At 56.3% G+C, this 13,967-nt stretch carries 12 protein-coding genes; 10 read left to right on the top strand and 2 right to left on the bottom strand.

Going from position 1 to position 13,967, the window contains the following annotated elements:
* Window positions 1-20 precede the first annotated feature (20 nt).
* Window positions 21-776 carry a GntR family transcriptional regulator gene (locus FY156_13895; protein UXS02478.1) on the bottom strand — a complete coding sequence of 252 codons (756 nt, stop codon included), beginning with the start codon at window positions 774-776 and terminating at the stop codon, window positions 21-23.
* Window positions 777-1,205: 429 nt separating this feature from the next.
* On the opposite strand from FY156_13895, the gene FY156_13890 reads away from it, so the two are divergent.
* The 5 genes from FY156_13890 (at window position 1,206) to ugpC (ending at window position 6,719) form a co-directional block, all read left to right on the top strand.
* Complete coding sequence (locus FY156_13890; GenBank protein ID UXS02477.1) at window positions 1,206-2,387, top strand: Gfo/Idh/MocA family oxidoreductase; 1,182 nt, start codon at window positions 1,206-1,208, stop codon at window positions 2,385-2,387.
* 11 nt (window positions 2,388-2,398) lie between these two features.
* A complete protein-coding gene (locus FY156_13885; protein UXS02476.1) occupies window positions 2,399-3,283 on the top strand; it encodes a sugar ABC transporter permease in 885 nt (294 codons plus the stop codon).
* Window positions 3,280-4,137: a carbohydrate ABC transporter permease gene (locus FY156_13880; GenBank protein UXS02475.1), complete on the top strand. Its 858-nt coding sequence runs from the start codon at window positions 3,280-3,282 to the stop codon at window positions 4,135-4,137. Before FY156_13885 ends, FY156_13880 begins: the two co-directional genes overlap by 4 nt.
* Window positions 4,138-4,177: 40 nt before the next feature.
* Entirely contained in the window at window positions 4,178-5,410 is a 1,233-nt protein-coding gene (locus FY156_13875; protein ID UXS02474.1) for an extracellular solute-binding protein, read from the top strand.
* 196 nt (window positions 5,411-5,606) lie between these two features.
* Window positions 5,607-6,719 carry a sn-glycerol-3-phosphate ABC transporter ATP-binding protein UgpC gene (ugpC, locus tag FY156_13870; protein ID UXS02473.1) on the top strand — a complete coding sequence of 371 codons (1,113 nt, stop codon included), beginning with the start codon at window positions 5,607-5,609 and terminating at the stop codon, window positions 6,717-6,719.
* A gap of 134 nt (window positions 6,720-6,853) precedes the next feature.
* Here ugpC and FY156_13865 read toward each other — a convergent pair whose 3' ends face one another.
* Window positions 6,854-7,339: a hypothetical protein gene (locus tag FY156_13865; GenBank protein UXS02472.1), complete on the bottom strand. Its 486-nt coding sequence runs from the start codon at window positions 7,337-7,339 to the stop codon at window positions 6,854-6,856.
* Between the two features lie 242 nt (window positions 7,340-7,581).
* On the opposite strand from FY156_13865, the gene FY156_13860 reads away from it, so the two are divergent.
* The 5 genes from FY156_13860 (at window position 7,582) to FY156_13840 (ending at window position 13,950) form a co-directional block, all read left to right on the top strand.
* On the top strand, window positions 7,582-8,445 hold the full coding sequence (locus FY156_13860; protein ID UXS02471.1) for a MurR/RpiR family transcriptional regulator: 864 nt from the start codon (window positions 7,582-7,584) through the stop codon (window positions 8,443-8,445).
* Between the two features lie 33 nt (window positions 8,446-8,478).
* A complete protein-coding gene (locus tag FY156_13855; GenBank protein ID UXS02470.1) occupies window positions 8,479-9,270 on the top strand; it encodes an SDR family oxidoreductase in 792 nt (263 codons plus the stop codon).
* 45 nt (window positions 9,271-9,315) lie between these two features.
* Window positions 9,316-11,235, top strand: a complete 1,920-nt coding sequence (locus FY156_13850; protein UXS02469.1) for a beta-N-acetylhexosaminidase — start codon at window positions 9,316-9,318, stop codon at window positions 11,233-11,235.
* Window positions 11,236-11,246: 11 nt separating this feature from the next.
* A complete protein-coding gene (locus FY156_13845) occupies window positions 11,247-12,680 on the top strand; it encodes a M81 family metallopeptidase (GenBank protein UXS02468.1) in 1,434 nt (477 codons plus the stop codon).
* A 64-nt stretch (window positions 12,681-12,744) separates the two neighbouring features.
* Complete coding sequence (locus FY156_13840; protein UXS02467.1) at window positions 12,745-13,950, top strand: MFS transporter; 1,206 nt, start codon at window positions 12,745-12,747, stop codon at window positions 13,948-13,950.
* The last annotated feature ends 17 nt before the right edge of the window (window positions 13,951-13,967 follow it).

Genomic DNA, 13,967 nt, shown 5'->3' with positions numbered 1-13,967 from the left:
TGGTCCTTGATCGATTTGTTTCAGTCGGATGCTATCGTCAGTTCCGCTACGAGGTCGTAGGCGTCACTTCTGTAAAGCGCGTGTGATATTTCCATGAGACGCCCACTCTCCAGATAGGCCATGCGTTGCACGGAAAGAGCGGCGGACCCGGGCGGAACACCCAGGAGCAATGTTTCCTCGTCTGTCAGAGTGCGTGCGGAGATGCGCTGAATGGCGCGGACAGGGCGAATGCCGTTCCGTTCCAGCACCAGATAAAGCGAGTTTTCCACCTGTTGTGGTTCAGGCAATATGTCGTCCGGCAGGGTCGTGACTTCCAGCGCGATTGGCTGGTCGTTGGCAAGGCGAAGACGGGTCAACCGGGCCACCATGGCGGAATGGGAGAGGCCGAGTGTCATCATTTCATCGCCGGTGGGGTAAAAAAGTCCCCGGTCGAGCCATCGCGTGCTGGCTGTCATACCCCTGCGACGCATGTCCTCGGTAAACGAGGTCAGCTTTGTCAGGGGTTGCTGCATGCGTGTTATTGGCTTCACAACGAACGTGCCCGAGCCATGCCTGCGTACCAGAAGGCCATCGCGAACCAGATCGTCTACGGCCTTTCTCACCGTCACGCGGCTTACGCTGGCGTTTTCGGCAATATCTCTTTCCGGGGGGAGGGCATCGCCGTGTTTCAGGCGGCCGCCATTGATCGCGTCTTCAATCGTCTGGCGCAGTTTCAGGTAAAGCGGTCCGCCGCTTCCTGATTGCAGGCCGTCGAGATTCAAGGCTGCCTCGTTCATCTGTCACCCTCTGTCGCCAGTCCTTGGCTGGTTTCGCTATATCACAGGTGATACCACCGACAATACCAAAATCAAACCATTTGCAAAAATCCGTTCGGTGATGGAGGTTTTTCATTGTTTTCGAGGTTTTTCAGGCTGTTTTCGATGATATTTCAGCGTTAACCAAAAAAAATTTCCGCTTTGCGTTTCCTCTCTGGACGAGTGGCATTTTTTTGGTATTGTTTTTGTGTTGGTCCTCGGTTGAGGTTTGTCCATTGAGTTGGGCCGCCGTGAAAAACTCTGGGCCAAGAGCTGGAAGTCTAGAATTTGATTTGACCATCTTGAAAATTAATTTCATGATGGATCAAAATTATCGCAGTTGATTGAACGGCCGACGCAGAAATGGCTGCAATTGCGAAAATGAATTACGGTAAAGCAGGGAACAGCTTCATGAAAGTGGGAATTATCGGACTCGGATTCCGTCTCGGATATCTGGGCTACGTTTTCAGTGAAATCGACAAGGATTTCGAAATCGTCGGCTATGTCGATCCTGCCCCTGCTGGCCTTCCCGGCTTGCAGGAAAAGGGAATTTCCGCTGGTCGGGTTTATGATACCCCCGAAGAGCTGATCGCCAACGAGACCTTTGATCTGCTGATGATCGGGTCTCCCAACCATATGCATCTCGACCACATCCGCATCGGGCTTGAGGCCGGCTGCACGATCTTCACCGAAAAGCCGATTGTCGTCAGTATTGCTGAAAGCCTCGAGCTTGCCCGCCTGCTGAATAAGCATGGGCATGAGCGGCTGATGGTCGGCCTCGTCCTGCGTTATTCGCCACTTTATCGCGATCTGCGCGCGGCTCAGGCGGAGGGCAAGCTGGGTGAGGTCGTCTCCATCGAGGCTTCAGAACATATTCCGCCTTATCACGGCGCGTTTTTCATGCGCGACTGGCGGCGTTACGAGCATTATTCCGGTTCGTTCATGCTGGAAAAATGCTGCCATGACCTCGATCTTTACAACGGTGTTGTCGGGGCGCGGCCACGTTTCGTGTCGAGTTTCGGTGGGCGCAAAAGCTTTACGCCAGCCAATGCCCCGCAGAACGACGGCATCAATGACATGGAGGTCTATCATCGCAAGCCAAGTGGCTGGATGGGGTCCGACAAGGTCTTCGACAGCGATGGCGATATCATCGACTATCAGACGGCAATCGTCGAATATGAAAATGGTGCCTCGCTTGCGTTCCATACCAATCTGAACGTGCCGGACGATTTTCGCCGTTTCTGCGTCATGGGCGCAAAGGGCATGGCGGAAGGTGATTTCGTGCGTGGCTTCCTCAATGTACACAATGCCCGCACCAACGAAAAAACCGTTTCGAAGACCTACTCCGCAGCAACGGCCCTGTCGCAGCACTATGGTGCCGACGAACAAATGGCCGCTGATGTCGTGGCGCATGTGGTGAATGGGACGCCGCTTCCGGTTTCGGCGCTTGATGCAATCGAGGCTGGCATTCTGGCGCTTGCCATGGATGAGGCTCGTCATGGCCGCAAGGTCGTGGACCTGAAGCCAGTCTGGGAAGATTATGATCTCGCGCTCCATGGGCAGGTAAAAGCGCCCACGGCGAAATCCGCGTAAGGGGACGGGCGATGGAAGCGAAACGTACCGCGGTCATCTTCGCCTGGCTTCTCCTTCTTCCGGCACTCCTCTATATAACGGTTATCGTTGCCTACCCGCTGGTTGATACGTTCATTCTCTCCTTCACCGATGCGTCACTTCGCAAGACGACGAATTGGGTCGGATTTCTGAACTACGAGAAGATTTTCAACGAGACCTTTGCCGGTGTCATCACCCGGACCTTCATCTGGACGTTCTTTTCCGTCTCGATCAAGATGATCATCGGCACGTTCGGAGCAGTTCTGCTGAACTCGGCCGTTCCAGGTCGGGCACTTTTCCGCATCCTGACCATGCCGCCATGGATCGTGCCAATGGCGATCGGCATTTTCATGTGGGGCTGGATGTATAACGGCCAGTTCGGCATGATCTCTGGCGTCTTGCAGAACCTGGGCCTGGTCGATGGACCGGTTGCATTTCTTGCTTACGGCAATACCGCATTCTGGGCGACAGTCGTGACAGACGTCTGGATCGGCGTGCCGATGGTGACGCTTTACCTTCTGGCAGCCATACAGGCCATTCCGCAGGATCTCTACGAGGCTGCGTGGACCGATGGTGCAAGCCGTATGTATCGTTTCCGCCGCATCACGCTGCCGCTGATGTTGCCTGCGATGATCACCATGTCGATGATTTCGCTGATCTCGACGTTCAACTCTTTCGATATCATCTGGATTTTGACGCAGGGCGGTCCGACCGGTCAGACGACAACGATGATTATCGACACCTACAAGACCGCGATCGGTTCCTACAAATACGGGGAAGGTGCCGCGCGTGCCGTGCTGATCTGCATCTTCCTGTCGATTTTCACCTTCTTCTATTTCCGTGTCACCAGCCGTATTTCTCAGGAGGCCACCCGATGACCGACAAGAATGCGATGATCAACCGCTACAAGTGGTATGAAATCGTCGGGATCTATTGCGGTATCGCCGTGTTCCTGACCTTCGTGCTGGCACCGTTTGTCGAGGGTTTTCTGGTTTCGCTGAAGCCGCTCAGCCTGCTGTTTTCCTCGCCATATCGTTTCTGGCCGGAAAACGGCTCGTTCGAAGCCTACAAGACCATGTGGGTCAGCGTTCCGGGCTTTGCCCGTTACGTCTTCAACTCCTTCTTCATTTCCACCATCTCGACGGCGATCGTGCTGCTTCTGGTGGTCCCCGCATCCTACGCCTTCGCCCGTTTCAAGTTTCGCGGCCGTGGGCAGTTGCTGGGCGCGTTTCTGGCCATCAACATGTTTTCAGGTGCGGTTCTCCTGATCCCGCTCTACCGGTTGATGCGCAACATGGGTGTCCTGAATACTTATTTCGCAATGATCATCCCAGGTGCGGCGTTCCTGATTCCAACCGCCATCTGGCTGCTCAGAACGTATATGCTGCGCATTCCACGCGAACTTGAAGAAGCCGCTTATGTGGACGGCGCCAGCTATTTCTATACGTTCCGCCGTGTGATCCTGCCGCTTGCCATGCCTGGCATCGCCGTGGTGTCGATCACCACCTTCATCGGCGCTTACGCCCAGCAGTTCATCTTCGCCCTCACCTTCAATTCCAAGACCGAATTTATGCCGCTGCCTATTGGCCTGTTTGCCTATTTCGGTCGTCAGGAAGTCATCTGGAATGAGTTGATGGCGGCCAGCTTTGTCGGCATTGCGCCGGCCATGGTCGTGATCTTCTTCATGCAACGATATCTCGTCAGCGGTCTGACCGCCGGCGCGGTGAAATAAACAACAACCGGAACGACCACCAGAGAATGGGAGACTACTTATGGCACTGAAACATTACGGATTGGCGCTCTGCGCTCTCGCATTTGCCGGTTCAACCGCGCTTGGCACGGTGACGGCGCACGCTGCCGACAAGGAAATCAGCTGGATCTATTGCGGCGACAAGATGGACCCCATCCATGAGAAGTACATCAAGGAATGGGAAGGCAAGAACGAAGGCTGGAAGGTTGTTCCGGAAGTCGTCGGCTGGGCACAGTGCCAGGACAAGGCAACCACGCTGGCTGCTGCCGGCACGCCGGTCGCCATGGCCTATGTCGGTTCACGCACTCTGAAGCAGTTCGCGCAGAACGATCTCATCGTTCCGGTGCCGATGACGGAAGAGGAAAAGAAAAGCTATTACCCCAACATCGTCGACACGGTGACGTTCGAAGATACCCAGTGGGGCGTTCCGGTCGCGTTCTCGACCAAGGCTCTCTACTGGAACAAGGATCTGTTCAAGCAGGCCGGTCTTGATCCGGAAGTGCCGCCGAAGACCTGGGCTGAAGAAATTGCGTTCGCAAAGCAGATCAAGGAAAAGACCGGTGTGGCCGGTTACGGTCTGCCAGCAAAGACCTTCGACAACACCATGCACCAGTTCATGCACTGGGTTTACACCAATAACGGCAAGGTCATCGACGGCGACAAGATCACGGTCGACAGCCCGCAGGTTCTGGCAGCACTGCAGGCCTACAAGGACATCACACCTTACTCCGTCGAAGGTCCGACTGCCTACGAGCAGAACGAAATCCGCGCGATCTTCCTCGATGGCAAGGTCGGCATGATCCAGGCAGGCTCCGGTGCCGCTACGCGTCTCCAGGCCACCAAGATCAATTGGGGTATCGCAACACTTCCGCTCGGTCCGGAAGCCAAGGGTTCTGGCACGCTGCTCATCACCGACAGCCTTGCTATCTTCAAGGGTACGGGCGTTGAGGAAAAAGCGACCGAATTCGCCAAATTCATTACCTCTCCCGGTCCACAGGGCGAATATGAACTGCAGGGCGGCGCCGGCCTGACGCCGCTGCGTCCATCGCCGAAGGTTGACGAATTCATTGCCAAGGACCCCTTCTGGAAGCCGCTCGTCGACGGTATCGCCTATGGTGGTCCTGAGCCGCTCTTCACCGATTACAAGGGCTTCCAGGACGTCATCATCGAGATGGTACAGTCCGTCGTCACGGGCAAGGCGACACCGGAAGATGCCGTGAAGAAGGCATCGGGTGCGCTTGAGCAATACAAGTAAGCCAAATGCGCTGATGACTGCGGGCTTGTCGTAAAGCCCGCAGTTCCCCTCAATTTCGCTGCGGAAACATCATCACTTCATCAGAAGGGGTAAGGTTTCCGTCTTATTTCAAACGGTTTCGGTCCGAACGGCCCTGTTCGTTCTGGAACGTCTCTGAACGCAGCCGTGTTTTGGCTGGTGACGGGAGAGGCAAGTCTTGGGTCAACTCTATCTCAACAACGTCCGCAAGAATTATGGACATTTCGAAGTCATCAAGGGCGTTCAGCTCGACATCAAGGATGGTGAATTCGTCGTTTTTGTCGGACCTTCGGGATGCGGCAAGTCCACGCTGCTGCGGATGATCGCAGGTCTGGAAGACATTTCCGGTGGTGACGTCGTCATCAATGGTGTGAAGGTCAACGAGCTGCCACCCGTCAAGCGCGGCATTGCCATGGTTTTCCAGTCGTATGCGCTTTATCCGCATATGTCTGTCTTCGAAAACATCGCGTTTCCGCTGCGTGTCGAAAAGATGGAAGAAAGCAAGATCAAGGAGAAGGTCGAAGGCGTCGCCAAGATCCTGCAGCTTGATCAGCGCCTTGAACAGCGACCGGGAATGCTTTCTGGCGGTCAGCGCCAGCGCGTTGCAATCGGGCGCGCGATCGTCCGTGAACCGAAAATCTTTCTGTTCGACGAACCGCTGTCCAACCTCGATGCGGCGCTGCGCGCGGACATGCGTATCGAGCTTACCAATCTGCATCGTACGCTGAAGGCGACGATGATCTACGTGACCCACGACCAGGTGGAAGCCATGACCATGGCTGACCGTATCGTGGTGCTGAATGCTGGCGAGATTGCACAGGTCGGCGCGCCGCTGGAACTTTACCACAAACCCGCCAATCTTTTCGTTGCCGGATTTATCGGTAACCCCAAGATGAACTTCCTGAAGGTGACCTGTGTAAAGGCAGACGCCGATGGTGTCACGGTGGACTATCAGGGCCAGCGGATCACTGTTCCGGTCGAACCGCGTGCGGGTCTCGAAGGTTCGCAATTGACGCTTGGAATTCGCCCGGAACACACCGGTCTTGAACCTGCAGACCTCAATATCACGGTGGCGCCAAGCGTGATCGAGCGGCTCGGTGTCAACACCATTGCCTATGGTGTTTCTCCGACCGGAGAAAACTATTGTGCGTTGCTGTCTGGCTCTGCACCGGTGGTTGTCGACGAGCCGATCGTCACAGGTATCAAGGCATCCGATTGCCATCTGTTTGACGATAGCGGTATTGCCCTGGATCGGCGTGTCGATCTCTCCGTGCTCAAGCTCATTCAATAGCGACAGGAGGGCGGATCATGGGATTTTCACTTACATCCGCCCCTGTTGCCAAGGCCGCATTTCGTACTTCAGATGCAGGCGCTAAACGCAAAAAAAACGCCGGGTTTTCGGCCCGGCGTTTTGCGTCTTTGCCATTACGGCATCGGGTTCGGCATGTAGCCCGTGAAGCCGCTGATTTTCCAGCGCCCCTGGTGCAGCCGGCAATAATAAAGCGTCTGCCATTTCATGGTGTCGAAACTGCCGTCTGCTTTTCGCAAGCCGCCATCGAACTTCTTGCGAACGAGCGCCGTTTCGCCTTCGACCTCGATCTCTTCCAGCGTCGTCGTGGTGAAGATGGCTGTGCGCGGATCGTCGGCAAACTTTTCCTTCTGGAAATCCTGTGCCTGTCTCAGCCATTCGTCGCGGTAGGCAACAAGCGAGGGGAAGGACAGGCGCCAGTTGTCCGGATTGGTCTCGCGGTTGGCATTGATGCCGAGAAAGCCGTCTTCGACGAAATCATCGGCGACCTTGTCCCAGTCGGCAGCGAGAAAAGCGTCGATGTCACGCGTCACCAGCATCTCCCAGATGGAGTGGCGGGCGAAATCGGTTTCGGGAAAGGGGTTCTTGAAGGGATCACGCATGACGACAGTCCGTTTTTGAAATTATTTTCATATTTCGTAGATTTCTCTGGTGGAGATTGTTGGCATATGCTCTCATATCAATCAACAAAGAAAATAATTTTCGTAATGGGAGCGAAAGCCTTGCCGTTAATTGGGCAAACGAACCTTGGATCAAGAATTCGGGCGGTTGACTGGCATGCCGATTTGCGGTGCATCGGAAACGAGGCCAAAGCCTGATTTTGGCGTAACGGGGACCGATGACCATGGATATTTTCGCAAAAATTCAAGAAGACAAGGCGCAGTTTTCCCAGTCGGAGAAACGCATCGCCGATATTCTGGTCTCGGACTTCGAATTTGCCGTCAATGCCTCGATCATCGAGCTTGCAGCGCGTGCCGAAGTCTCTCCGCCGACCGTTACACGTTTCTGCCGGCGCCTTGGTTGTCAGAGTTTCTCCGAGTTCAAGGTCAGCCTTGCCAAGACGGCCTATGTCGGTATCCGTTATCTGACCTCGGAGGCGACTAGCACTGGTCCCTCCGAAGTTACCGAGGAAGTTCTGGCGAAGGCGCAAGATGCGCTTTTCCTGCTTCACAAGACGCTTGATCCTGCGATAGCGGATCAGGCCGCAGCAAGGATTGCCAATAGCGGCATGATCTATGCCTTTGGTTCGGGCGGCAACTCGTCGATGATTTCGGACGAGATTCAAAACCGCCTGTTTCGCCTCGGATTCCGTGTTGCGACAAGCGCCGATCACAGCATGCAACTGATGATGACCGCTGCCGCACGCAAGGACGATGTCATTATCGGTTCATCCTTCTCGGGCCGGAACATGGAGCTGGTCAAATGTTTCAGGCTGGCGCGCGAGATGGGTGTCGCCACCATTGCGTTGACCCAGAGCGACAGTCCGGTTGCCGACGCTGCAGACATCGTTGTCGGGGTCAATGTTCCCGAAGGAAACAATATCTTCCGCCCCACTTCGTCGCGTTATGCCTATCTGGCTGCCGTCGATGTTCTCGCGACGTTGGCAGCTTATCACAACCAGCAAAGGTCGATGGTGACCTTGCGTCACATCAAGCAGCAGCTCGTGGAACACCGCGACAAGGACGACCGGCAATTGCTTGGCGACTGAGAGGGGCGGTTAACGCCAGAGGAGCTTTAGGACATGACAGACAGCAGAAACCACGTCGCCGTGGTAACGGGTGCGGCTGGTGATATTGGTCGCGCAATTGCTGAACAGCTATCGGTGACCCATGCGACCGTTGTGCTGGTGGATATTGATGCTGCAGCGCTTGATAAGGCGCTTTCCCTGCTTTCCCTGCTTTCCGGCTCCAACTTCGTTGCCAAAACCTGTGACGTGACCAGTCCGGAGGATCTTTCAAGGCTGGCAGCCGACGTAGCTTTGCTTGGTGATGTCGCAACACTCGTCAACAATGCTGGCGCGGCTCGCGCTGTCAGTCTGCACGACACAACGCCGGAAATCTGGCGCAAGGATAACGCTCTCAACCTCGAGGCGCCGTTCTTGTGTTTCAGGGCTTTTGAGGAGCCTTTGAAGCGAACGCAGGGTGCGCTCGTCAACGTCGCCTCGGTGAACGGGATGTCGGTTTTCGGTCATCCGGCTTATAGCGCTGCAAAGGCAGGCCTGATCCACCTGACAAAGCTGATTGCCGTCGAATACGGAAAATTCGGCATCCGCTCCAACGCCGTTGCCCCTGGCACTGTTCGAACACAGGCATGGGAAGCGCGGGCGGCCAACAATCCGCAAGTCTTCGAAGAGGCGAAGCACTGGTATCCGTTGCGCCGCATCGTGAAACCGGAGGATGTGGCGAATGCTGTTGCCTTTCTGGCCGGTCCGCAAGCGATGGCCATCAGCGGCGTTTGCCTGCCTGTCGACTGCGGTTTGACCGCCGGGCAGGCACCGCTCGCCCACACTTTTTCGCAATCCGAACATTACTGACCCGGGCCAGAACCAGGCTCAATCTGCAATAATAAGGGGAGCATCATGGCGCTCACACGTTACCGTCTCGAAAATTCCTGGCATCCGCTGCAAGACAACGCGTCCGGTGGATTTACCTTCACGCTGTTCAACCTGTCTTCCGAACCGTTGAGCGATTTCCGTGTTGTCTACACCTCTCTGACGCGCACTGTGGACAAGCCTGTTTGCGAGAATGCCGTTTATCTGCGCCGGAATGCGAACTTCCACGAGTTTGCACCGCCGCCGGGTTTCGTTCTGGAGGCCGGACAATCCTGGCGGTTTGTGGTCGATGGTCTGTTGCGTCCGGCCCGCCACCGCACGGATGGCGCAAAATCCGCTTATGTCAGCCTTGCAGACGGCACACATCGTACCGTCGAGGTTGCCGATCTGATGCTGGATGGACGCCACAGCGAGCCGCCGCCGGTCCTGTTGCCGGAAGGAAAGCTCGATCTGCCGTTTTCCATGCAGCCATGGCCTGCTGATGTTGAGGTGCAACCCGGCGAAACCTTCCCAGTGGCGCTTTTCCCGGCGAAGGAAGCGACAACGGACGAAGTGCTTGCTGTGGACGGCGTGCTTTCGCTTTTCCGCAGACTGTTCGCGGTCGGTCATGCGCCGCTCAGTCTTGCACCCGTGCATGAAGGAAAGCCACTCAATTTCAAGAAGCATAGTGGGTTGGAAGCCGAAGGTTATCGGCTGTCCTTTGCTGCTGACAGTGTAACCGTTGAATATTCTGCTGCTGCCGGCCTCCAATATGCTCTGACGGTGCTTGCCCAGTTGCTGCATGGCGCGCGCAGCGACGCCAAATTCCGTTTCCCGGCCTCCGGTGTCATCAGTGACGCGCCGCGATATAGCTGGCGTGGGTGCCATCTGGATGTGTCGCGCCAGTTCTATCCCACGGATGATGTGCTGAGGCTGATCGATATCATGGCATGGTTCCGCATGAACCGTTTCCATTGGCATCTGACGGATGACGAGGCATGGCGTCTTGAAATCAAGGCCTACCCGTTGCTGACCACGGTGGGTGCGACGCGTGGTCCGGACACGCAGCTTCTGCCGCAGCTTGGCAACAGCGCCGAGCCGGTCTCCGGTTTCTATACGCAGAATGATGTCCGCAACGTTGTGGCGCGTGCGGCTGCATTGAACGTCGAAGTCATTCCCGAGGTTGATATTCCTGGCCACAGTACTGCAGCCCTGGTGGCCTATCCGGAATTGACGGACGGCCAGGAGGCGCCCGATAGTTATCGTTCTGTGCAGGGGTATCCCAACAACGCACTCAACCCGGCCATCGAGTTGACGTATGAGTTTCTGGGCAAGATCTTCGATGAAATGGTCGAGCTGTTTCCATCGCGTCTCATCCACATCGGTGGCGATGAGGTTGCGGATGGATCATGGCTGGCATCGCCGCTGGCAAAGTCTCTGATGGAGAAAGAAGGGCTGGACGGCACGTTCGGCATTCAATCCTATTTCATGAAGCGCATTCAGGGCATGTTGCATGAGCGCGGCCGTCAGCTTGCCGGATGGGACGAAGTTTCCCACGGCGGCGGTGTCGATCCGCAAGGCACACTTCTGATGGCCTGGCAGAAACCGGAGGTCGGCCTTGCGCTGGCCAAGCAGGGCTACGACGTGGTGATGACGCCGGGACAAGCCTACTACCTGGACATGGTGCAGGACGAGGCCTGGCAGGAGCCGGGCGCAAGCTGGGCTGGAACGGTGCCTCCGTCGCACACATATGCCTATGAGGCGGTGGGCGAGTTTCCGGAAGAGCTGAAGGACCGCATGAAGGGCGTACAGGCCTGCATCTGGTCGGAGCATTTCCTCAATCGCGCCTACTTCAATCACCTTGTTTTCCCGCGTCTCCCGGCTATTGCGGAAGCGGCGTGGACACCCAAGGCACAAAAGGACTGGCTGCGGTTTGCCGCGATCGTTCCTCTTAGCCCGGTCTATTGAGGGGGAGCGCCATGCGTATTGCCGTTGGCGGCATTCACACTGAATGCAGCACGTCTTCGCCGGTTTTGATGAGGCCGGAGGATTTTCGTGTCTTCCGCGGTCAGGATCTGGTCGAAGCCGAGTATTTCAATTTTCTGGGTGATGGAGGGGCGGAAGTTCTGCCGCTCCTGCATGCACGGGCAGTTCCCGGCGGCCCTGTCTCGCGCCAGGCCTATGAGGCTTTCAAGACGGAATTTCTTGAAAGGCTTCGCGCGGTCCTGCCGGTTGACGGGCTTTATCTTGCCATGCATGGCGCCATGAATGTCGAAGGCATGGACGATGCCGAGGGTGACTGGATTTCCAGTGCCCGCGCCGTTGTCGGGCCAGATGTGATCGTGTCTGCCAGCTATGACCTGCATGGCAATGTCAGCCAGCGGATCATCGATCAGCTTGATATTTTTGCGGGTTACCGTACTGCGCCGCATATCGACGTACGCGAAACCATGGTGCGGGCGTGGTCCATGTTGCTGAAAGCCCTGAAAACGGGTGAGAAGCCCGGCGTCGCATGGGCAAAGATCCCGGTTCTGCTTCCAGGTGAAAAAACCTCAACGGAAGATGAACCTGCCAAGAGTCTCTATGCGGTGTTGCCGCAACATGATGCGCGACCCGGCATCTGGGATGCGAATTTCATGATCGGCTATGTCTGGGCGGATGAGCCTCGGGCAACAGCCTGCGCAGTGGTAACGGGCACCAACAAGCAAGAGGCGCAGGCCGTTGCCGTCGAGATTGCTCAGGCTTATTGGGATGCACGTCAGGACTTCGAGTTCGGACCGGTGACCGAGCCTTTGGACGCCATTCTGGACATTGCGGCAAAGACAGTGACTACGCCGATCATTCTGGCTGATTCCGGTGACAACCCGACCGGCGGTGGGGTGGGAGATCGGGCTGATGTGTTGGCTGCGCTCATTGCCAGAAACTGGCAGGGCGCGTTGATGGGCGGTATTACGGACAAGCCGGCTGTCGAGGCGTGTTTTGCGGCAGGCGAAGGTGCATCTGTCAGCCTGCAGATCGGTGGTAGCCTCGATCCTCAAAGTCCGTCCGTGAACGTCGAAGCGCTGGTTTTGAAACTCGATGACCCGGGTACGGACGAGCAGCGCCAGGCTGTTGTTGCCATTGGTGGCGTAACGGTCATCCTCGCTGCGCGGCGCAGACCGTATCATATGCTGTCCGATTTTACGCGGCTTGGTTTCGACCCCAAAGAGGCAAAGCTGCTTGTGGTGAAATCGGGTTATCTCTCACCAGAGCTTGCACCAATCGCCAATCCAAATCTGATGGCACTGACGGACGGCGTCATCAATCAGGATATCGAAAGTCTTCCGAACCACCGGCGGCAAGGAGCCATCTTCCCATGGAGCATGTCTTTCGATTATAGCCCGGAACCCGTTCTCTCGGCGCGCTGGCGATAACAGCGCGTCGGGAAAGATGCCCTCGTATCGATCCGGATTTGCGGATCATCTTTCGTGAGTTTTTATGCGCTCCGCTCTTTCCATCGTTATCAGCAATCCGTCGATCCGGATCGGGGCGCTTGCCATTCTGTTCTTCGGTTTTTCGAATGCTGCAACCGCGCCCTATCAGGCGGTCATCGGCATTCGCGAGATCGGACTGAGCAATACTGTATACTCGCTGTTGATGTTGTTTGCCGCCGTCATCAATGTCAGTGCCAGCGTGCTGATGGGGATCGTGGCAGACCGGCTCGGCGAATACCGCAAGCCGATGCTGTTCATCGCGCTGTTTGGCGTAAGCGGTTATTTTCTTGTCTATCTCGCTGCCAATGCGTCCGCGTTCGTGGCGGCGAAACTTGTTCTGTTGCCGATTTTCGGCGCCATGAATTCGTTGATTTTTGCGCATGTTCGCGCTGACGCCCGCGACCTCTCCATGAATGACATGATCGCCGTCAACTCGATCATGCGGGCAACGATTTCGTTATCCTGGGTTCTCGTGCCCGGCATCGTTGGCATCTTCCTGGTGAACACCGGCAACATGATGTCGTCTTTCCTGTTCTCGGGCATTTGTGCAGGCGTCTGTTTCCTGTTGGTCGCCTTCTATCTGCCGCGCACCTCCACGCCAATTTCGGTTGGAAATGAGGCACGTTTCGGTTTGCGCGCCTCGCTGGCTCAGGTTGGTTCGCGCCGGGTGTTGTTGCGCGTCATTGCCATCGCGTTGATTTGCTCGATGCTGCATCTGAACGATTCCGTGCGGCCTCTGATCATCACGGGGCAGGCCGGCGGTACGGTGGCAGACATCGGTATCGTAGCCGGTATCGTAGCCGCGCTGGAAATCGCCTTCATCCTGTTCTGGGGATGGATCGAGAAGAAGCTGCCGCAGACGATCACCCTTGCGACAGGTGCCGTACTCTACGCCATCTACCTGGTCTTCCAGGGACTGGCCAGCGCGCCTTGGCACATCTATGCCCAGACCGGTATCAGCGCGCTTGGTGCTGCCGCGATCATCAGCATACCCATTACCTATCTGCAGGAACTGATCGCTGACCGGCCGGGACTTGGAAGCTCGCTGATTGCCGTGAACATATTCCTCAGTGCGGGCGTTGGTGCATTGATCTTTGCGATCGGAACATTGTTCTCCAACTATGCCGGCACCTCCATTCTCGGGGCGATGTTCGGTCTGGGCGGCATTTACATGCTCTATGCACTTGATGGGAAGGGCCGTCGCCGATAACGGCGGTACAACGAAAG

Source organism: Agrobacterium tumefaciens (assembly GCA_025559845.1).
Classification (GTDB): domain Bacteria; phylum Pseudomonadota; class Alphaproteobacteria; order Rhizobiales; family Rhizobiaceae; genus Agrobacterium.
The sequence above is the reverse complement of the archived record's forward strand: the minus strand, read 5'-3'. Positions and strand labels throughout refer to the sequence as shown.